Source organism: Allorhizobium sp. Av2 (genome assembly GCF_021462805.2).
GTDB classification, from domain to species: Bacteria; Pseudomonadota; Alphaproteobacteria; order Rhizobiales; family Rhizobiaceae; genus Allorhizobium; species Allorhizobium vitis_G.
The window spans coordinates 1,085,410-1,102,844 of the sequence record NZ_CP192697.1; the positions used below are offsets into that span (position 1 = coordinate 1,085,410).

General features: G+C 59.8%; 12 protein-coding genes and 1 pseudogene. 4 read left to right on the top strand and 9 right to left on the bottom strand.

Features of this window, described 5'->3' with window-relative positions; translation table 11 throughout:
* Window positions 1–11 precede the first annotated feature (11 nt).
* From FS819_RS22615 to FS819_RS22645, 7 genes and pseudogenes are all read right to left on the bottom strand, one after another.
* Entirely contained in the window at window positions 12–698 is a 687-nt protein-coding gene (locus tag FS819_RS22615; RefSeq protein ID WP_156549486.1) for a response regulator, read from the bottom strand.
* The gene (locus FS819_RS22620; RefSeq protein WP_156549487.1) at window positions 695–3,403 is read right to left on the bottom strand and encodes an ATP-binding protein; all 2,709 of its coding nucleotides are present in this window, start codon (window positions 3,401–3,403) and stop codon (window positions 695–697) included. The genes FS819_RS22615 and FS819_RS22620 overlap by 4 nt, the downstream gene beginning before the upstream one ends.
* A 9-nt stretch (window positions 3,404–3,412) precedes the next feature.
* Entirely contained in the window at window positions 3,413–3,988 is a 576-nt protein-coding gene (kdpC, locus tag FS819_RS22625) for a potassium-transporting ATPase subunit KdpC (protein WP_070163489.1), read from the bottom strand.
* Between the two features lie 2 nt (window positions 3,989–3,990).
* A pseudogene (gene kdpB / locus FS819_RS22630) lies at window positions 3,991–6,054 on the bottom strand (potassium-transporting ATPase subunit KdpB).
* 18 nt (window positions 6,055–6,072) lie between these two features.
* A complete protein-coding gene (gene kdpA, locus FS819_RS22635; protein ID WP_156549491.1) occupies window positions 6,073–7,782 on the bottom strand; it encodes a potassium-transporting ATPase subunit KdpA in 1,710 nt (569 codons plus the stop codon).
* Between the two features lie 152 nt (window positions 7,783–7,934).
* On the bottom strand, window positions 7,935–8,021 hold the full coding sequence (locus FS819_RS22640; protein ID WP_070148480.1) for a potassium-transporting ATPase subunit F: 87 nt from the start codon (window positions 8,019–8,021) through the stop codon (window positions 7,935–7,937).
* Window positions 8,022–8,267: 246 nt separating this feature from the next.
* A complete protein-coding gene (locus FS819_RS22645) occupies window positions 8,268–10,070 on the bottom strand; it encodes an FUSC family protein (protein ID WP_156549493.1) in 1,803 nt (600 codons plus the stop codon).
* A gap of 356 nt (window positions 10,071–10,426) precedes the next feature.
* Here FS819_RS22645 and recQ point away from each other — a divergent pair, with 356 nt between their 5' ends.
* Window positions 10,427–12,283 carry a DNA helicase RecQ gene (gene recQ, locus FS819_RS22650; protein ID WP_156549495.1) on the top strand — a complete coding sequence of 619 codons (1,857 nt, stop codon included), beginning with the start codon at window positions 10,427–10,429 and terminating at the stop codon, window positions 12,281–12,283.
* A 15-nt stretch (window positions 12,284–12,298) separates the two neighbouring features.
* Window positions 12,299–13,564: an FAD-dependent oxidoreductase gene (locus FS819_RS22655; RefSeq protein WP_156549497.1), complete on the top strand. Its 1,266-nt coding sequence runs from the start codon at window positions 12,299–12,301 to the stop codon at window positions 13,562–13,564.
* 7 nt (window positions 13,565–13,571) lie between these two features.
* On the opposite strand, the gene FS819_RS22660 is transcribed toward FS819_RS22655, so the two are convergent.
* Entirely contained in the window at window positions 13,572–14,837 is a 1,266-nt protein-coding gene (locus tag FS819_RS22660; protein WP_156549499.1) for a D-amino acid dehydrogenase, read from the bottom strand.
* A gap of 17 nt (window positions 14,838–14,854) precedes the next feature.
* The gene (gene alr / locus FS819_RS22665; RefSeq protein ID WP_156549501.1) at window positions 14,855–15,979 is read right to left on the bottom strand and encodes an alanine racemase; all 1,125 of its coding nucleotides are present in this window, start codon (window positions 15,977–15,979) and stop codon (window positions 14,855–14,857) included.
* A gap of 124 nt (window positions 15,980–16,103) precedes the next feature.
* Here alr and FS819_RS22670 point away from each other — a divergent pair, with 124 nt between their 5' ends.
* Both FS819_RS22670 and FS819_RS22675 read left to right on the top strand, forming a co-directional pair.
* Window positions 16,104–16,571 (top strand): Lrp/AsnC family transcriptional regulator, encoded by a 468-nt coding sequence (locus FS819_RS22670; RefSeq protein WP_174083564.1) that lies wholly within the window; start codon window positions 16,104–16,106, stop codon window positions 16,569–16,571.
* A gap of 100 nt (window positions 16,572–16,671) precedes the next feature.
* Window positions 16,672–17,364, top strand: a complete 693-nt coding sequence (locus tag FS819_RS22675) for a GntR family transcriptional regulator (RefSeq protein WP_156549505.1) — start codon at window positions 16,672–16,674, stop codon at window positions 17,362–17,364.
* Window positions 17,365–17,435 lie beyond the last annotated feature (71 nt).

The window sequence follows — 17,435 nt, forward strand, 5'->3', positions numbered from 1 at the left end:
ACTCAAAGCGGTTACGCCAGCACAAAGCGATACCCCACACCGGCCTCGGTGAGAATGATTGCTGGTTGGCTTTCGTCTTTTTCGATCTTGGCGCGGATCTGGCGAATAAAGACGCGCAGATATTGAAGATCGTGGGCATGGGCCGGACCCCATACCTCTTTCAGCAATGCGCCATGGGTCAAGACGCGACCCGCATGGGTGGCGAGCAGGCGCAGCAGATCATATTCCTTCGGCGTCAGCTTGACTGGCTGATCCGCTCTTGTGACGAGGCGGTGGTCGATGTCGATGACGAGTTCACCACTGCGGATGATGGATTGGGCGGGTTCTGCCTGCGGTTTATGGCGAAGGGCGACGCGAATGCGGGCCGTCAATTCGCCGATGCCGAAGGGTTTTTCGAGATAATCGTCGGCACCGAGATCAAGCGCTGCGATCTTTTCGATCTCTCGGTCGCGGGCAGACAGTACGATGATCGGGATCTGGTTCCAGTGGCGCAATTGGGCGATCACCTCTTTGCCATCCATATCAGGCAGGCCGAGATCGAGGATCAACAGATCAGGCACGGCAGTTGCCACCAGCGCCAATGCCTGCTTGCCGGTATCGGCTTCAATCACCTCGTAACCGGCCGCCGCAAGGGCAGGGCGCAGGAACCGGAGGATCTGCGGCTCATCATCGACGACGAGAATACGTTGCCCTTTCATGCCTCAGCCCGGTCCTTTTCCATATTCTCCAGCGGAAAACGCAGGGTGAATCGCGTCCCCATCCGTTTCACTGCCGGGCTTTCGACGGTGATCGTGCCGCCCATCGCCTCGACAAAGCCCTTGGCAATGGCGAGGCCAAGCCCGGTCCCCGGCTTGCGACCGTCCGCTCCTTTGCCACGACGGTAGAACTTTTCAAATATCCGGTCGATGTCTTTTTCCGAAATGCCCTTGCCCATGTCCGTTACCGAAAGCGATAGCACTGTATCATCGGCGCGGGCATAGACGGTGACCGGCTCGCCGCCACCATGCTTGCAGGCATTGTCGATCAGGTTGAACAATACCTGCCCCAGAAGCAGGCTATCCGCCCGCAGCAAAGGCAGGTCACGGGCAATGCTGGCGCTAATGTCGGTGCCTGGTGCGACACGGCGAGCGCGGGCGATAGCATCCGAGATCACATCGTTCAAATCTACCCAATCGTGTTTTGCTTCCAGTGCTCCCGCTTCGATGCGGGTCATGTCGAGGAGGTTGCCAACGAAACGCGACAGCCGCTCACCCTCTTCTTCGATGGATTGCAGCAGGTCTCGGCGGCTTTCGACGGGCATTCGCTCGCCGAATTCCTTCAGACTGGTGACGGCACCGGTAATGGTGGCAAGCGGCGTGCGCAGGTCGTGGGAGATGGAAGACAGCAGGGTCGATTGGAACCGCTCGCGTTCCAGCCGCGCCTGGTCCTCGACGCTGCGGATTGTCAGGTTGGCGCGGTCGAGAGCAATCGTCACCTGGTCCAGAATGGCGGAAAGCACTCGCTCCTCCATCGGATCGAGTGGCTCTCCAGTCATTTCATGGCCACAGACGGCCAATGTGCCAGCAGGACTGCGCAAGGGCCGAAATTGCAGTTTCGAATTTGGTAGAGTGCCGGTGCCAGCGCCCGCTACCTCGCCTTTTTCGAGGGCAAACCGGGCCGCTGCCATTTCCGCCACGCCAAGCTCAGTATCCGGAGGCCAGCACGAGCGTAAGGCGAGCGTGCCGTTTTGCGGCGAGAGCAAGGCGACGGGCCGCTTGATGATGCCATTCAACTGACTGACAGCGGTCCAGACCACGCCATCGGCATCCACCGTGCCAGCAAGCTTTGAAGAGACGTCGTAGAGGATCTGCGTCTGTGTGGCGCGACGGGCCGCGATCTGCCCCTGGGCGCGGATCCGTGCGGCAATGCCACCAGCGATCAGCGCCGCTGCGATGAACATGATGAAGGCAAAGACTTCATGCGGCGCGGCAATAGTGAGGGTAAAGACCGGTGAGATGAAAAAGAAATTATAGGCCAGCGCCGACAGCACGGAGGTCAGCACGGCGGCGGCATAGCCCTCGCGCAGAGCCGAAACCAGCACGGCGAGCAAGAACAGCATGGATACATTCGGCAGCGCCACGAATTCAATGATGCCGCGTGCCCCGATAGCCGCCACCGTGGTCGTGAGCAGAGCGGTGATGATGTCCCTTGGCCGAACCGGCAAGGTCTTCAGGGAAAAGGCTTTCGTCCGCTGGACGCGCTTGGTTGTGTCAGGCGCGGCTTCGCCGGTGATCAGATGAATGCCCATGCCGGATCTGACTTCCAGCAAGGCATCCGGCAGGGAGTGGCGGAACAGCCTTTGCCAACGGGAACGCTGTGGTGCGCCGATGACGATTTGGGTGACGTGTTCCTTCTTGGCGAGACGCAGGATCTCGTGAACGAAATCGCGGCCTTGGACTCGCCGGGTTTCCGCGCCAAGCCGCTCCGCCAGGCGAAACAGCTCTTCGATCCGGGTCTGATCGCCGGGGTTTTCATCCGCTTGGTCGGCTTGTTCCAGCGAAACGACCAGCCAGCGGGCATTCATGCCCGACGCGAGATTGCTGGCGGTGCGCACCACTTTTTCCGAAAGCGCATCCGGGCCGATACAGACGAGAAGCCGTTCACCGGTGCGCCACGGCCCCTCGATGGCATTCTGCTTGAGATAATCGACCATCTGGTCATCGACCCGGTCGGCGGTGCGGCGTAAGGCCAGTTCGCGCAACGCGGTCAGATTACCAAGCCGAAAGAAGCTGTCGGTGGCGCGGCGGGCATTATCGGGCAGATAGATCTTGCCCTCTCGCAGCCGGATGATCAATTCTTCCGGTGGCAGGTCAATCAGCACGACCACATCGGCTTGTTTCAACACCCGGTCCGGCACGGTTTCCCGCACTTGGACGCCGGTGATTTGCGTGACGATGTCCGAGAGGCTTTCAAGGTGCTGGATGTTCAGGGCTGTCCAGACATCGATTCCGGCGGCCAGAAGCTCCTCGATATCCTGGTGACGTTTGGGATGGCGGCTTTCCGGGACATTGCTATGGGCAAGCTCATCGACAATGATGATCGCAGGACGACGGGCAAGCGCTGCGTCGATGTCGAATTCCTCCAGCACGCGATCCTTGTAGGCAATCTGCTTGCGCGGCAGGATTTCGAGCCCGTCCGTCAGCAGTTCCGTTTCGCTGCGGCCATGGGTCTCGACCAGACCGATAACGATATCGATGCCCGCGGTCTTTTGACCACGGGCACGCGACAGCATGGCATAGGTTTTTCCGACGCCGGGCGCTGCTCCCAGAAAAATCGTCAGTTTTCCCCGTCCGTCCCGGTTGGCAAGCCCCAGCAGGGCGTCAGGATCGGGACGGCGGTTGGTGTCGCGCTGGGCGTCGGACATGAATAGACCTTATTGAGTGGCTCCCGCCGCATCGAGCGCCATGTTCAGCCGCAATACATTAACCCTCGGCTCACCGATCACGCCCAAAAGCCGCGGTTGCACCTGAGCTTCCACCAGCGCCGCCACCTCCTTTTCCGGCATGTTGCGGGCTTTGGCAACCAGCGCCACCTGCTGGCGGGCGTTTTCAGGCGTTATATCCGGATCGAGCCCGGAAGCGGAAGAGGTGACGGCATCGGCAGGCACCAGCCCACTGCGACCGTTTGCCTGCCAGGCGGTGACAGCGGCGGCAATCTGGTCCTTCAGCTTTTGCGAGGTTGCACCAAGATTGGTGCCGCCTGACGCCAGCGGATTATAGGGCGAATTGCTGGTCGCCGATGGACGCGAGGCGAAGTAGCGCGGCGACGTGAAGGCTTGGCCAATCAGAGCCGAGCCGACCACGGCATCGCCTTTCTTGACAATGCTGCCATTGGCCTGGGCGGGCAGCACCGCCTGGGCGACGCCGGTGATGGCCAGCGGATAGGCAAGGCCGCAAAGGCCGGTAAACAGCACGGTCATGGTGATGGCGGGACGAAGATGGGACAGCATGATTACACCCAATGCAGTGTTGTAATGGCGAGATCGACAATCTTGATGCCGATGAAGGGAAGGACCAATCCACCCAGCCCGTAAACCAGGAGATTGCGGCGCAGCAGTGCTGCGGCCCCAACCGGGCGATAGGCAACCCCTTTGAGGGCAAGCGGGATCAGTGCGACGATAATCAGCGCGTTGAAGATCACCGCCGAGAGGATGGCCGATTGCGGCGAGGCCAGCTGCATGATGTTGAGCGCGGCAAGTCCCGGATAGGCGGTGACGAACAGAGCCGGGATGATGGCGAAATATTTGGCGACGTCATTGGCAATCGAAAACGTCGTCAGCGAGCCACGGGTCATCAAAAGCTGTTTGCCGATTTCGACAATCTCGATCAGCTTGGTCGGGCTGGAATCCAGATCGACCATATTGGCGGCCTCACGTGCGGCTTGCGTGCCGGTCTGCATGGCGACACCGACATCGGCCTGGGCCAGCGCCGGGGCGTCATTGGTGCCATCGCCGCACATGGCGATCAACCGGCTGCCCTGCTGGGCCTTGCGGATATAGGCAAGCTTGTCTTCCGGGGTTGCCTGAGCCAGAAAATCATCCACACCGGCTTCAGAGGCAATCGCTGCGGCGGTAATCGGGTTGTCACCCGTGACCATCACCGTGCGGATACCCATGGCGCGCAGGGCGGCGAAGCGTTCCTTGATGCCGGGCTTGACCACGTCCTTCAGGTGAATGACACCCAGCAACCTGCTGCCATCGGCAACGGCCAGCGGCGTGCCGCCCGATTGGGCGATCCGGGTAACGGCCTCGGTAAAGGCGCGTGGTGCGGATGCCGCGTCGAGACCGGTAAAGGCCAGGACCGAATCCACCGCACCCTTGCGCAGACGCTTAGCCCCGATATCGACGCCGGAAAGCCGGGTTTCGGCGGTGAACGGGATCACCGCATCCGGTGCTGCATCGGGGGCGGACTGGCCATATTCGCCGGTGGCCAAGGCGACGATGGAGCGGCCTTCAGGTGTTTCATCAGAAAGGCTTGCAAGAAGGGCAGCCTCGGCAATTTCGGTGGCGCTGACACCGGGTACGGCGATGAAGTCGCTGGCCATGCGATTGCCGAAGGTGATGGTGCCGGTCTTGTCGAGCAGCAGCGTATCGACATCTCCTGCCGCTTCCACGGCGCGGCCCGAAGTGGCGATGACGTTGAAACGCACCAGCCGGTCCATGCCTGCAATGCCGATAGCCGATAGCAGGCCGCCGATCGTGGTCGGGATCAGCGTCACCAGAAGGGCGGCCATGACCGTGACTGTCAGCGCAACGCCGGAATAGCTGGCAAGACCCCAGAGAGTGACGACGGCGATCACGAAGATCAGTGTCAGCCCGGAAAGCAGGATCGACAGGGCGATTTCATTCGGCGTCTTCTGGCGTTCAGCCCCTTCGATCAGCGCGATCATCCGGTCAACGAAGGACGAGCCGGGAGCCGTGGTGATCTTGATGCGGATCTCGTCCGACAGAACCTGGGTTCCGCCGGTCACGGCGGACCGGTCGCCGCCTGCCTCGCGGATCACCGGCGCGGATTCGCCGGTAATGGCGCTTTCATTGACTGAGGCAACGCCTTCAATCACTTCGCCATCGCCGGGAATGAGTTCGCCAGCGGCAACCAGCACCACATCGCCAATCTTCAGCGTTGTAGCGGCAACCGTGGTTGTTTCCCGGCTGCTGGCGGTATTGCCCGACACTTTACGGGCCGAGAGCTCGCTTTTGGTGCGGCGCAGGCTATCGGCCTGGGCCTTGCCACGGCCTTCGGCAACGGCTTCCGCGAAAGTGGCGAACAAGACGGTAAACCAGAGCCAGGCGGCAATCTAGCCGGAGAACACCGCTGAATTGCCGGTAATCAGGTCGCGGACCGCAAGGATCGTAACGACCATAGCGACGATTTCGGTCACGAACATCACCGGATTACGGATCAATTGCCGTGGGTCGAGCTTCACGAAAGCGTCCTTGAACGCGCCCTTGAGGATCGATGGTTCAAACAGCCGTTGGGCAGGCCTGGTCTCTGAGGTGGATTGTGACTGTGTCATGATGACAGCCTCTTTCAATCAATAAAGGGTTCCGGCGAGCATGCCGACATGTTCTGCGATGGGGCCGAGCGCCAAGGCCGGGAAGTATTGCAGTCCGCCCAGGATGATGATGATGGCGACGAGCAGTCCGACGAAAAGCGGCGTGTGCGTGGGGAAGGTACCTGCAGATGCCGTGCCTTTTGTCTTTGCGGCCAACGAACCGGCAATGGCCAGAACAGGAACCGCATAGGCGAAGCGGCCAAGCGCCATGGAGATGCCGAGCGTGGTATTGTACCAGGGCGTATTGGCTGAAAGCCCAGCAAAGGCCGAGCCGTTATTGCCAGCCGCAGATGTATAGGCATAGAGGATTTCCGAGAGACCATGCGGTCCGGCATTGCCAAGCGAGGCCAGCGCATTGGGCAGAACGGCAGCAATTGCCGAAAATCCCAGGATTGCAAAGGGCAGGACCAATACGGCCAGCATAGCGAATTTCATTTCCCGGGCTTCGATCTTCTTGCCCAGAAATTCCGGCGTGCGCCCAACCATCAGGCCAGCGACGAAGACGGTCAGCACACAGAAGACAATCAGCCCGTAAAGTCCGGAGCCGACGCCGCCCGGCAGGATTTCGCCAAGCTGGATCAGAAACAGTGGCACGAGACCGCCAAGCGGGGTCAGCGAACCATGCATGGTGTTGACGCCACCGTTGGAAATACCTGTGGTGATCGCCGTATAGGCCGCACTCATCGCCTGGCCGAAGCGAACTTCCTTCCCCTCCATATTGCCGAGCGAGGGATCAAGCCCAAGCGCCAGATGGATGGGGTTGCCTGCGGTTTCAGCGATGTAGACCGCGGCAATGCCAGCAATGAGCAGCACCGCAACACTGGCAATCAGTGCCCAGCCCTGGCGCAGGTCGCCGACCATTTTGCCGAAAGCATAGATCAGCCCCATGGTGATCGACATCATTGCGAGAATATTGAGGTAATCGCTGATCGCCGAGGGATTTTCAAACGGATGGGCGGCATTGGCATTGAAGAAACCGCCGCCATTGGTGCCAAGCTGCTTGATGGCTTCCTGGCTGGCAATCGGCCCAAGGGCGATGGTCTGCTGGGCGCCGTCAAGCGTTGTGGCCGTGACCGAGGCGTCGAGTGTCTGGGGAATGCCCATCCAGACGAAAACCAGGGCCAGCACAATCGACATCGGCAGCAGCAGATACAGCGTCGAGCGGGTCATATCGACCCAGAAATTGCCAAGCGTATTGGTGGCCGAACGGGCGAAGGCCCGGGTGACGGCGAGTGCTATGGCGATACCGGTGGCCGCCGACAGGAAGTTCTGTACGGCAAGGCCTGCCATCTGCGAGAAATGGCTGGCAGCCTGTTCGCCGGAATAGGCCTGCCAATTGGTATTGGTGACGAAGCTGATCGCCGTGTTGAAGGCCAGATCCGGGGTCATGCCTGCAAAGCCTTGCGGATTGTAGGGCAGATAGGCCTGAAGCCGCAAAATACCATAGAGCGCCAGAAAGCCTGCGGCATTGAAGGCGAGCATGGCGAGCGTATAGGCTAGCCAGCCTTGTTCGCGGCGCGCATCAACGCCGGATATGCGCAGAAGCAGCCGCTCGATAGGGCCGAGAATGGGAGAGAGAAACGTCCGCTGCCCCTCGAACACGCAGGCGATGTAAAGCCCAAGCGGTTTGATGGTGGCGAAGACGAGAGCGAGCAGCAAGCCGATTTGCAGCCAACCGTTGGAAGACATGATGTTCTCCGAAAAGAGGGATTGCGTCCCCCATCATCGTCGCTGCCAGTATGAAGCGATGTGATGCGGGACGTCTGGTATCTGTCAGGAAAGAGGGGTGCCCGATGTCTCAAAAGACAAACCGGGCAAGAATGGTTGAAGCAGGTGTCGCTTCAAAAACGTTCGGGCCTGATCAGCGTTATCAGCAGGTAGACGCAGATGAACAGGGCGGCGGCAAGACCGAGCAGCGGTTCGAACATGGCCGCCTCACAAACTGTTTAGGGCGCGGGCATAGACCGCAAGAGCGACAAAGCTCCCCAGTCCAATGGCGATGAATAGCAAATCAGTCACATTGTGCTCCTGTCTGTGGTCAGGCATGCACAATCCTCCCGAATGACATTAAATCTCGATAGGGAATGCAAGGGCGGGAAATAAGGATTTCATAAAGACGCTATGGAAAGAAGAGCGTTTCCAGGTGCAGGTCTGAGTGACTCCGGCCTCGGTCGTTACCTGCTATGCCACAGAACAGCCGCTTCGCCAGCGAGTAGCCGCGCCTTTGCCAGTGTCTCGACATCGGTGGCGGGGGGCGTTTTCCCAAGGTAACGATCGGGTGCATGAAAAGCTATTTCAGCTTCCGTGCTGGCAATTCCGGCAGCGCGACGCGTGAGAGCGATCTGGGCCACGTCGCCGCGTTCGGCAGCGTCCCGGTAAGCACGATTGGCCTCCAGTGCACGGGCTGCCAGTTCTGACAGGGTCGGTGCCTTGTCGGGCCAGACGAGGAAGGTGACAATGATTGCGGCAAGACTGCCGACGATATTATCGAGCATTCGCGCCGAGGCTATGCCAGCGCCGGGGTGCAACATGTCCATGGTGAGAACGAACAGCATGGTCAGCACGGTAACGAACAGCGTATAGCTGACGGAGCGCAGGGCAATGGTTGCCGCCGCAAGGGGAATGATGATGGCGGTGAGTAGCCCTGATGCCGGTATGCCGGTCAGTAACGCTAGAGCCAGGGCGCTCCCCACCACCGAACCGACGATACGCTCCAGCGCCCGGCTCCAGCTCATCCGCCGGTCCGGCTGCAAAACCACGACGACGGCCATGGCGGCCCAATAGGGATAGTTCAAAGCCAGCAGATGGGCGGCGACAGTGACAACGGTCACGCCCATGGCGCTGCGAACCGCACCACGCAAAAAATGCTGCCGCTGCCGGGCCTGCGTCATCTTGTCCAAAGCGGCCTGTTCTGGTCCCGCCGCTCCCACAAAGTCCGGCGCTGCTTTCCATTGGAGTGCTGTTGCAATGCTCCGTACCGCGCCCGCGACGGCGTCATGGCGGTCAGAAACGCTCTGCTCCAGCACGGAAAGCCGGTTTTGCAGCTCGGCCATCGGCTCTGTATGCAGGGTGAGATTTTGGGCCGCCGCAATCAGGCTTGGCCGGATGACCTCGGCGCAAAGCTTGCCGATATCGGCCTGCCGCTCGGATGAACGTAGATGGTCAAGCGCCAGCAGGGCGTGAAAAATATCGTCTGCCGCCAGAAGCGCGACATGAAGGGTGGTCTTATCGCTTTGTTCAGAAGGGTGTGCTGCGCGGGCAAGGTGTGACCGTGCGCGCTCCATCGCATTGCGCACGGCGCGCCGATGCTGGCTGCTCTTGAAGGTCCAGACTTGCGTGGCTGCGGACTGAGATATCGTGTCGAGATCAAGCGTCATATCGGCCAGGCGGGCGTAAACGGCGGAAATGGCGCGCCGTGCCGGGCGCCAGGCATCTGTTGGCCAGAGCACAGTCAGCACGAGGGCAGCCCAGGCGCTGCCAGCCAGAAAAGAACAGGCGAGCAGGGCCGCTTGCGGTGCCGTGTGGGGATAACCCGCCGCCACAACGCCAACCACGCCAAGGAGTGTGGCGACAAGCGGCACGACAGGCCAGCGCACCGGCAGCAATGCGGTCAAACCGACGAGAATTGAGCCAGCGGCAAGCCCTGCGACAGGCCCGAAACCCGCAAGCCAGGATGCGAGGAAAGCCGTGAGGCTGCCAAGCAGCGCGAAGGTCGCCAGCATCCGCCGCTGAAACCGCTTTTCGCCGCCGGTATCGGCCAGACAGGTCCAGAACGCTGCAAAAATCGACCAGCCATATTGGCTCTGCCCTGCCGCGACGATGAGAATGGGAACGCCGACGATGAGGGCCGAACGAAGGCCATCCAAGATGTCGAGATGTTCAGGCGTCAGCCCGATTGCACGCAGTTCCAGCCAGCGCGCAACGCGGCGAACCCAATGTCCTGAAGGGCGGCGTGATTTGTCAGTATCTGATGTCATCGCCAAGCCAAGGACAGTTTTCACGATTTTCAGTCGCCCCGTTTAACATTTCTGATAGCATTTCCAAATGCATGCTGATGGGAAATTGTATCAAAGACAGACGCCCGATACCTCAGGCGAGTTTGCATGACTCATATGTTGAAGGATGGATTTCGTTGCGCTATGCAAAACCGTTCTGGCTCCCGTAATGGTTGTTTTTGGGGTTTGTTGACCCTGACTGTTTTCATCCGGCGCTCCCGAGGGTGATGCAGGTTGCACGGGGCCTGATATAACTCTATCTCTTGGCTTGCGTTGCCATCGGGCAGCCGGTTGAACAGCCCTGTTTGGGGCATCCATAATGTCTCGAAAGCAATGCCATGCCGTCAAGCCAGCCCCGCCACGAACCGACATTCGATAATGGCGAAAGACATCCGCTGTCCATCCTGAAGCGGGTCTATGGCTATTCGGCCTTTCGCGGCAAGCAGGCCGAGGTGGTTCAGCAGGTGGTGGTCGGTGGCGATGCGGTCGTGCTGTTTCCGACCGGTGCCGGTAAATCCCTGTGCTTCCAGATTCCGGCGCTGTGCCGCGATGGGGTCGGCGTGGTGGTGTCGCCGCTAATTGCCTTGATGCGCGACCAGGTCGAGGCGCTGAAGCAAGTGGGGGTGCGGGCGGCAGCGCTGAATTCCTCGCTGTCACGGGAGGAGTTTGTCGAGGTGCGGCGCGCTATTGCCGATGGCACGCTCGATCTGCTGTATGTCACGCCGGAGCGGATCGTCACCCCTGCGTTCAAGGATGTGATCGGCTCTGCGAAGATCGCATTGTTTGCCATAGACGAGGCCCATTGCGTCTCGCAATGGGGCCATGATTTCCGCCCGGAATATCGGGAACTGGGCAAGCTTGCCGAGGCCTATCCCGGCGTGCCACGCATGGCGTTGACGGCAACCGCCGATCCCCATACGCGCGATGACATTATCGACAAGCTTGGCCTGCAATCGGCCAAGGTGTTTACCACCTCCTTCGACCGGCCCAATATCGCTTATGAAATTGTCGAGCGCGACCAGCCACGCCAGCAGCTCCTGCGGTTTCTGGCGCGCCATGAAGGCGAGAGTGGCATTGTCTATTGCCTGTCGCGCGCCAAGGTGGAGGACACGGCGGAATGGCTCAATACGCAAGGGGTGCGGGCGCTGGCTTATCACGCCGGCATGGACCGGGTGCTGCGCGATGCCAATCAGGACGCCTTCCTGAAGGAAGAAAACCTTTGTCTCGTGGCGACTGTCGCCTTTGGCATGGGCATTGACAAGCCGAATGTCCGCTATGTGGCGCATCTTGATCTGCCGGGTTCTGTCGAGGCCTATTACCAGGAAACCGGACGGGCCGGGCGTGACGGACTGCCATCGGATGTATGGATGGCCTATGGTATGGCTGATGTCATCCAGCGCGGGCGGATGATCGATGGCGGCACTTCGGCGGAGGAGGTCAAGCGGGTCGAGCGGGCCAAGTTGAACGCGCTGCTGGCGATTTGCGAGACCCCCGGCTGCCGCCGCCAGTCAATCCTGGCGCATTTCGGCGAAGTGCATCCCGGTTCTTGCGGCAATTGCGACACCTGCCTGAAGCCGGTTGAAACCTGGGACGGAACCGACGCGGCGATCAAGGCGCTGGCGGCGATTTACCGGACCGGGGAGCGGTTCGGCACCGGCCATGTCATCGATGTGCTGCTGGGGAATGAAAACGACAAGACTGCCCGTTTCGGCCATGTTGACATGCCAGTCTTCGGTGCGGGCAAGGATCTGCCTTTGAAAACCTGGCAATCGGTGTTCCGGCAATTGCTGGCCGCCGGTCTGCTCCGGGTCGATCATGACGCTTTCGGCGCGTTGAAACTGGAGCCGGACGCCCGCGCCGTTTTCAAGCGGGAGCGTGAGGTGCGGTTCCGCAAGGACCGCCCGACCAAGGGCAAGGCGGCGCGCAATGCTTCGCCCGCTGCCGCAAAGGCGAAATCTGCGCTGGAGGGTGCCGATATGGAATTGTTTGAGGCGCTACGGGCTGCGCGCATGGCGATTGCCAAGGACCTTTCCGTGCCGCCCTATATGATCTTTCCAGATACGACGCTGATCGCCTTTGCCACAGAGAGACCGCAAAGCCGTAAGGCACTGTTGGGTATTTCCGGCGTCGGGCAATCGAAGCTGGAACGGTATGGCGATGCTTTCCTGGAGGTTATCCAGGCGCATGAGCGATGATGAGAGGCACGGATCATGACTGCACAGAACGATCTTATTCCTGCCGCGCCCATTGAGGAAAAGATTGACTGCGATTGCGCCATTGTCGGTGCAGGACCTGCCGGGCTGATGCTCGGCCTGCTGCTGGCCCGCGCCGGGGTTAATGTCACTGTGGTGGAAAAGCACGGCGATTTCCTGCGCGATTTTCGCGGCGACACCTTGCACCCCTCCACACTGGAAGTGATGCATGAGCTTGGCCTGCTCGAAGATCTGTTGAAACTGCCGCATGTGCAGGCGCCCACTTTGCATGCGGAAATCGGCGGGCGCGATGTGACGATGGCTGATTTCTCCCGATTGCCGACCCGCTGCCGGTTCATCGCCTTCATGCCGCAATGGGATTTTCTGGATTTTTTGGCCCGCGAAGCGGGTAAATACCCCAATTTTCGGTTGTTGATGAATGCCAGGGTGGAGACATTGCTGGAAGGTTCCGATGGGGTTGCAGGCTTGACGGCTTCCACCCCGCAAGGCCCGATGACGCTGCGATCCCGGCTGTTGGTCGGTGCCGATGGCCGTCATTCCGTGACTCGCGCAAAAGCGGGGCTGGAGGTGGAAAGCTTTGGCAGCCCAAGCGATGTGTTGTGGTTCAAGCTGTCCCACCAGCCGCAAGATCCGCCCTATACAATGGGCCATGGCGGCCCAAGGCAGGGTTTCGTGATGATTGATCGCGGCGACTATTGGCAATGCGGCTATATCGTCCGCAAAGGCAGCTTCGATACGGTCAAAGCCAAGGGGATCGAAGCTTTCCGTCAAGCCGTGGCTTTGGTTTCGCCGCTGTCGCCTGAGCGGGTGCAGGAAGTCACCTCATTTGACGATCTCTATCTTCTCAGCATCCGTATCGACCGGCTGAAACGCTGGTGGAAGCCCGGACTGATCTGCATTGGCGATGCGGCCCATGCCATGTCGCCGATTGGTGGTGTCGGCGTCAATCTGGCCATTCAGGATGCCGTGGCCGCGGCCAACCGACTGGCAAAACCACTACTATCAGGCGAGCCTTTGGACGCCTATCTCGCCGCCATCGAGAAGCGACGCCTGTTCCCAACCAAGGCGACGCAGAAACTGCAATTGATGATGCGCCGCAAGCCGAAGCCCGAGGATGAGACGGTTGCGAACGAAGCACCGGCCAAGCCCTCCGGCCCGCCTGCATTCCTGAAGACCATTGCCCGCTGGCCGCTGCTTGCCCATATCGCCGGGCGGTTGATCGGCCTTGGTTTCAGGCCGGAACATGTCCGGCCCTTCAAATAGGCCTTGGTTATCCGGCGCGACCAGCGGCATAGCGGCTCAGTGCCAGATCGGCATTGTCGATCTCGGTCTGGCGGCCACTGACGATGTCGCTGAGCAAACGGCCCGAACCGCAGCTCATCGTCCAGCCCAGTGTGCCGTGGCCGCTGTTGATGTAGAGATTGCTGATGCCGGTTGCGCCGATCACCGGCGTACCGTCAGGCGTCATTGGGCGAAGGCCGGACCAGAAATCGGCGCGGGCCATATCGCCGCCGGGAAAAAGATCGGTGACGGAATGTTCGAGTGTGCGGCGACGTGCAGCACCGAGATCATTGGTATAGCCGGAAATTTCCGCCATGCCACCCACCCGGATCCGGTCGCCCAGCCGGGTGATGGCGATCTTGTAGGTTTCGTCCATCACGGTGGATTCGGGTGATTTCGAAGGGTCGACAATCGGAATGGTCAGCGAATAGCCCTTGACCGGATAGACTGGCAGCGTGATGCCGAGCGGCTTCAGCAGCAGCGGCGAATAGCTGCCGAGTGCAACGACATAGGCGTCGGCGGTTTCGGTTCCCTTGTCGGTGACAACGCCGGTGACCTTGCCACCCGATACCACCAGCCGCTCTATGGTGCGGCCATAGTCAAACACCACGCCAAGCGAGGCTGCCTTTTCAGCGAGCTGGTTGGTGAATTTGAAACAGTCGCCGGTCTCGTCCTTCGGAGTCAGCAAGCCGCCAACAATCTTGTGGCGGGCTGCTGCAAGCGCTGGCTCGACCTTGATACAGGCTTCACGGTCCAGCACTTCATAGGGAATACCGTCTGCCGCCAGGGCTTTCACATCTTTCGCCGAGGCATCCAGCTGCGCCTGGGTGCGAAACAGCTGCAAAGTACCCTGCATGCGCTGGTCGTAGTCGATATTGGTTTCTGTGCGCAGTTGCGCCAGCGCAATGCGGCTGTAATCGGCCAGCCGCAGCATCCGGCTCTTGTTGATCGCATAACGCCCGGAGGTGCAGTTGGAGAGCATTTTCAGCATCCAACCCAGCATGGCGGTATCGATTTTCGGTCGCAGAATCAGTGGGGCATGTTCCATGAACAGCCATTTCAACGCCTTCTGCGGAATGCCCGGTGCCGCCCAGGGCGAGCAATAGCCGAAGGACACTTCGCCCGCATTGGCAAAACTGGTTTCAAGCGCCGGACCCGTCTGCCTGTCGATGACGGTTACTTGATGACCGGCTTTGGCGAGATAATAGGCACTGGTGACGCCGATCACGCCCGCGCCAAGAATGGTAACTTTCATGTCGTTCCCCAATATTCTTATGCGGAAATATAGTCGCGGTGATAGCGATGACCAAGGCTGGTCAGGATTTCATAGGCAATCGTACCCGCCGCTTGCGCCACATCCTCCAAGGTCTGATGTGGCCCGATGACTTCGACGACACTGCCGAGTGTCAACACACCGGGTGGCAGGGCTGAAATATCGACCGTCATGCTGTCCATCGACACCCGCCCGACAATCGGCAAACGGATATCACCATAATAGGCGGCGCCCCGGTCGCTCAAACAGCGCGGCAGGCCATCCGCATAGCCAATGGCAAGGGTGGCCAGCCTGGTTTCCTTGGTGGCCACATAGGTCGCGCCGTAGCCGACGCAGGCTCCGGCTGGTACCGTTCGGGTCTGGATCACCTTCGCATCGACCCGCACCACCGGCTTCATGCGGCACCCTGCCAGATCGCTGGGTACTGCTCCGTAAAGTGCGACGCCGGGGCGGACCAACGCGCCGTGAAACTGCTTGTCGATAAAGATGCCGCCTGAATTGGAAAAGCACAAGGGAATGCCTGGGAATTGCGTCAGTCGCTCGCGCATGACCGAAAATTGAGCGGCATTCTGGCTGCTGGCGCTGTCATCGGCAGAGGCGAGATGGCTCATGATGAAGCGGATGGAGAGGCCGGATAACAGGGAGGGATTGCCCGCGAGAACAGTCGCTTCCTCTGGCGAAAAGCCGAGCCGCGACATGCCGGTATCAAATTGCAGGATGGCGGGCAGGGTCCGTCCAAATTCGCTTGCCGTTTTCGACCAATTGGCAAGCTGCTCTAACGAATTCAACACCGGCATGAAGCCATTTGCCGCTGCAAAAGGTTCTGCGCCCGGCTGCAAACCGTTGAGAATGAACAGTTCGGCACCCCCGGGCAAATGCTGCCGCAGGCGAGCTGCTTCCTGCACATGCGCCACGAAGAACTTCCGGCATCCGGCCCGGCAGAGGGCGGGCGCGACGCGGGCGGCTCCAAGGCCATAGGCATCGGCCTTGACGACAGCGGAGGTTTCGGCCGGGGCGGCTTCAGCGGCCAATTGGCGGTAATTGTCGGCAAGCGCGTCGAGGTCGATTACAAGACGGGCGGAAAACGCATCGGCATTCAGGTCGTGGCTGATAGACATATCCATAACTGTACCCCGTTTTTCTTCGATGATATTGAAACATCCACGAAATTTCCGGGCGGTTTATCGGCAGCTCTTGTGCTTTGTGAATTTTTGCGCAATTTTCTGCGAAGAAAATGAGGATTATTGCGTGAGTGGTATCGACGCCATCGACCGGGCCATTATGCGCCAATTGCAGCTGAATGCGCGCATCAGCAATGCCAGTCTGGCGGCGGCTGTCGGGCTCTCCGCCTCAGCCTGCCTGCGACGTGTCGCACTCCTTGAAAAGCAGGGTTATATCAGCGGCTATACGGCCATTCTCGGCAAGTCTGACAAGGACGATGGCATTGCCGTGATCATCAACATCACACTCGATCGGCAGACAGAGGATCATCTCAACCGCTTTGAGGCCGCTATCCGGAAATATCCGGAAATCCAGGAATGTTTTCTGATGACCGGCGGATCGGATTACCTCTTGAAACTGGAGGTGGACAGCGCCCATGACTTTGAGCGAATCCATAAGGAAATCCTCGCCAAACTACCCGGCGTAGCACGCATCCACTCCAGCTTTTCCATTCGCAATGTACTGAAAACCCGCCATGCCAAGCCTAAATCGTGATGGTGTCATTCCTGCTTGTCATTTTGGCTTTTGGTAGACCATAATACGGGTGAATTGCCTGTTCTTGATGAGCGGTCTGGTTGCCGGGAAGGCTTAAGGAATGACAGAGACCATAAAGGTGGAGCGCCCAACCAAGACGCTCAGGGAACTGGCGCTTGAGAAAGTCCGCGACGCGATCATCAGCGGCTATTTCAAGCCGGGCGACCGGCTGGTCGAACGTGATCTCTGCGCGCAGCTTGGGGTCAGCCGAACCGTGGTGCGCGAAGTGCTGCGGCATCTGGAGTCCGAGGGTCTGGTCAGCAATCCCCAAAGCAAGGGGCCGATGGTGGCACTGCTGGATGTCGATGAAGCCCGGCAGATCTATGAAATCCGTGCGGCTTTGGAAGGCATGGCGGCGAAGCTTTGTGCAGAGAGGGGAGATCCGGCTATCGTGGCTGGCTTGTCAGAGGCGCTGGACGCGATCAAGGACGCCTATGCTCGCCAGGACATGGCGGATGTCTTGAAGGAAACGACGCGATTTTACGAGACTTTGTTTACCCGGATTGACAGGCAGATTGCCTGGGGCGTGGTAAGACAAATGACCGTGCGGATCAACCATTTGCGCTCGATGACCATTAAGACCGATGGCCGGGCGACAGAGGGGCCAGCCCAGATGCAACGGATTGTCGAGGCCATCCGCAATGGCGACGGACCCGCTGCTGAGCAGGCCGCAATTGATCATGTGCAGCGCGCCTCTGAGATTGCCGTCGCTGTGCTTGCTGAGCAGGCCAGATCCGCAGTTGAGATCAAATAATGTTATTCTCTTGAAGAAAAAATAATTCCTGATCGACAAGTCGCTTGACTCTGAAATAGCTTGGCATACCA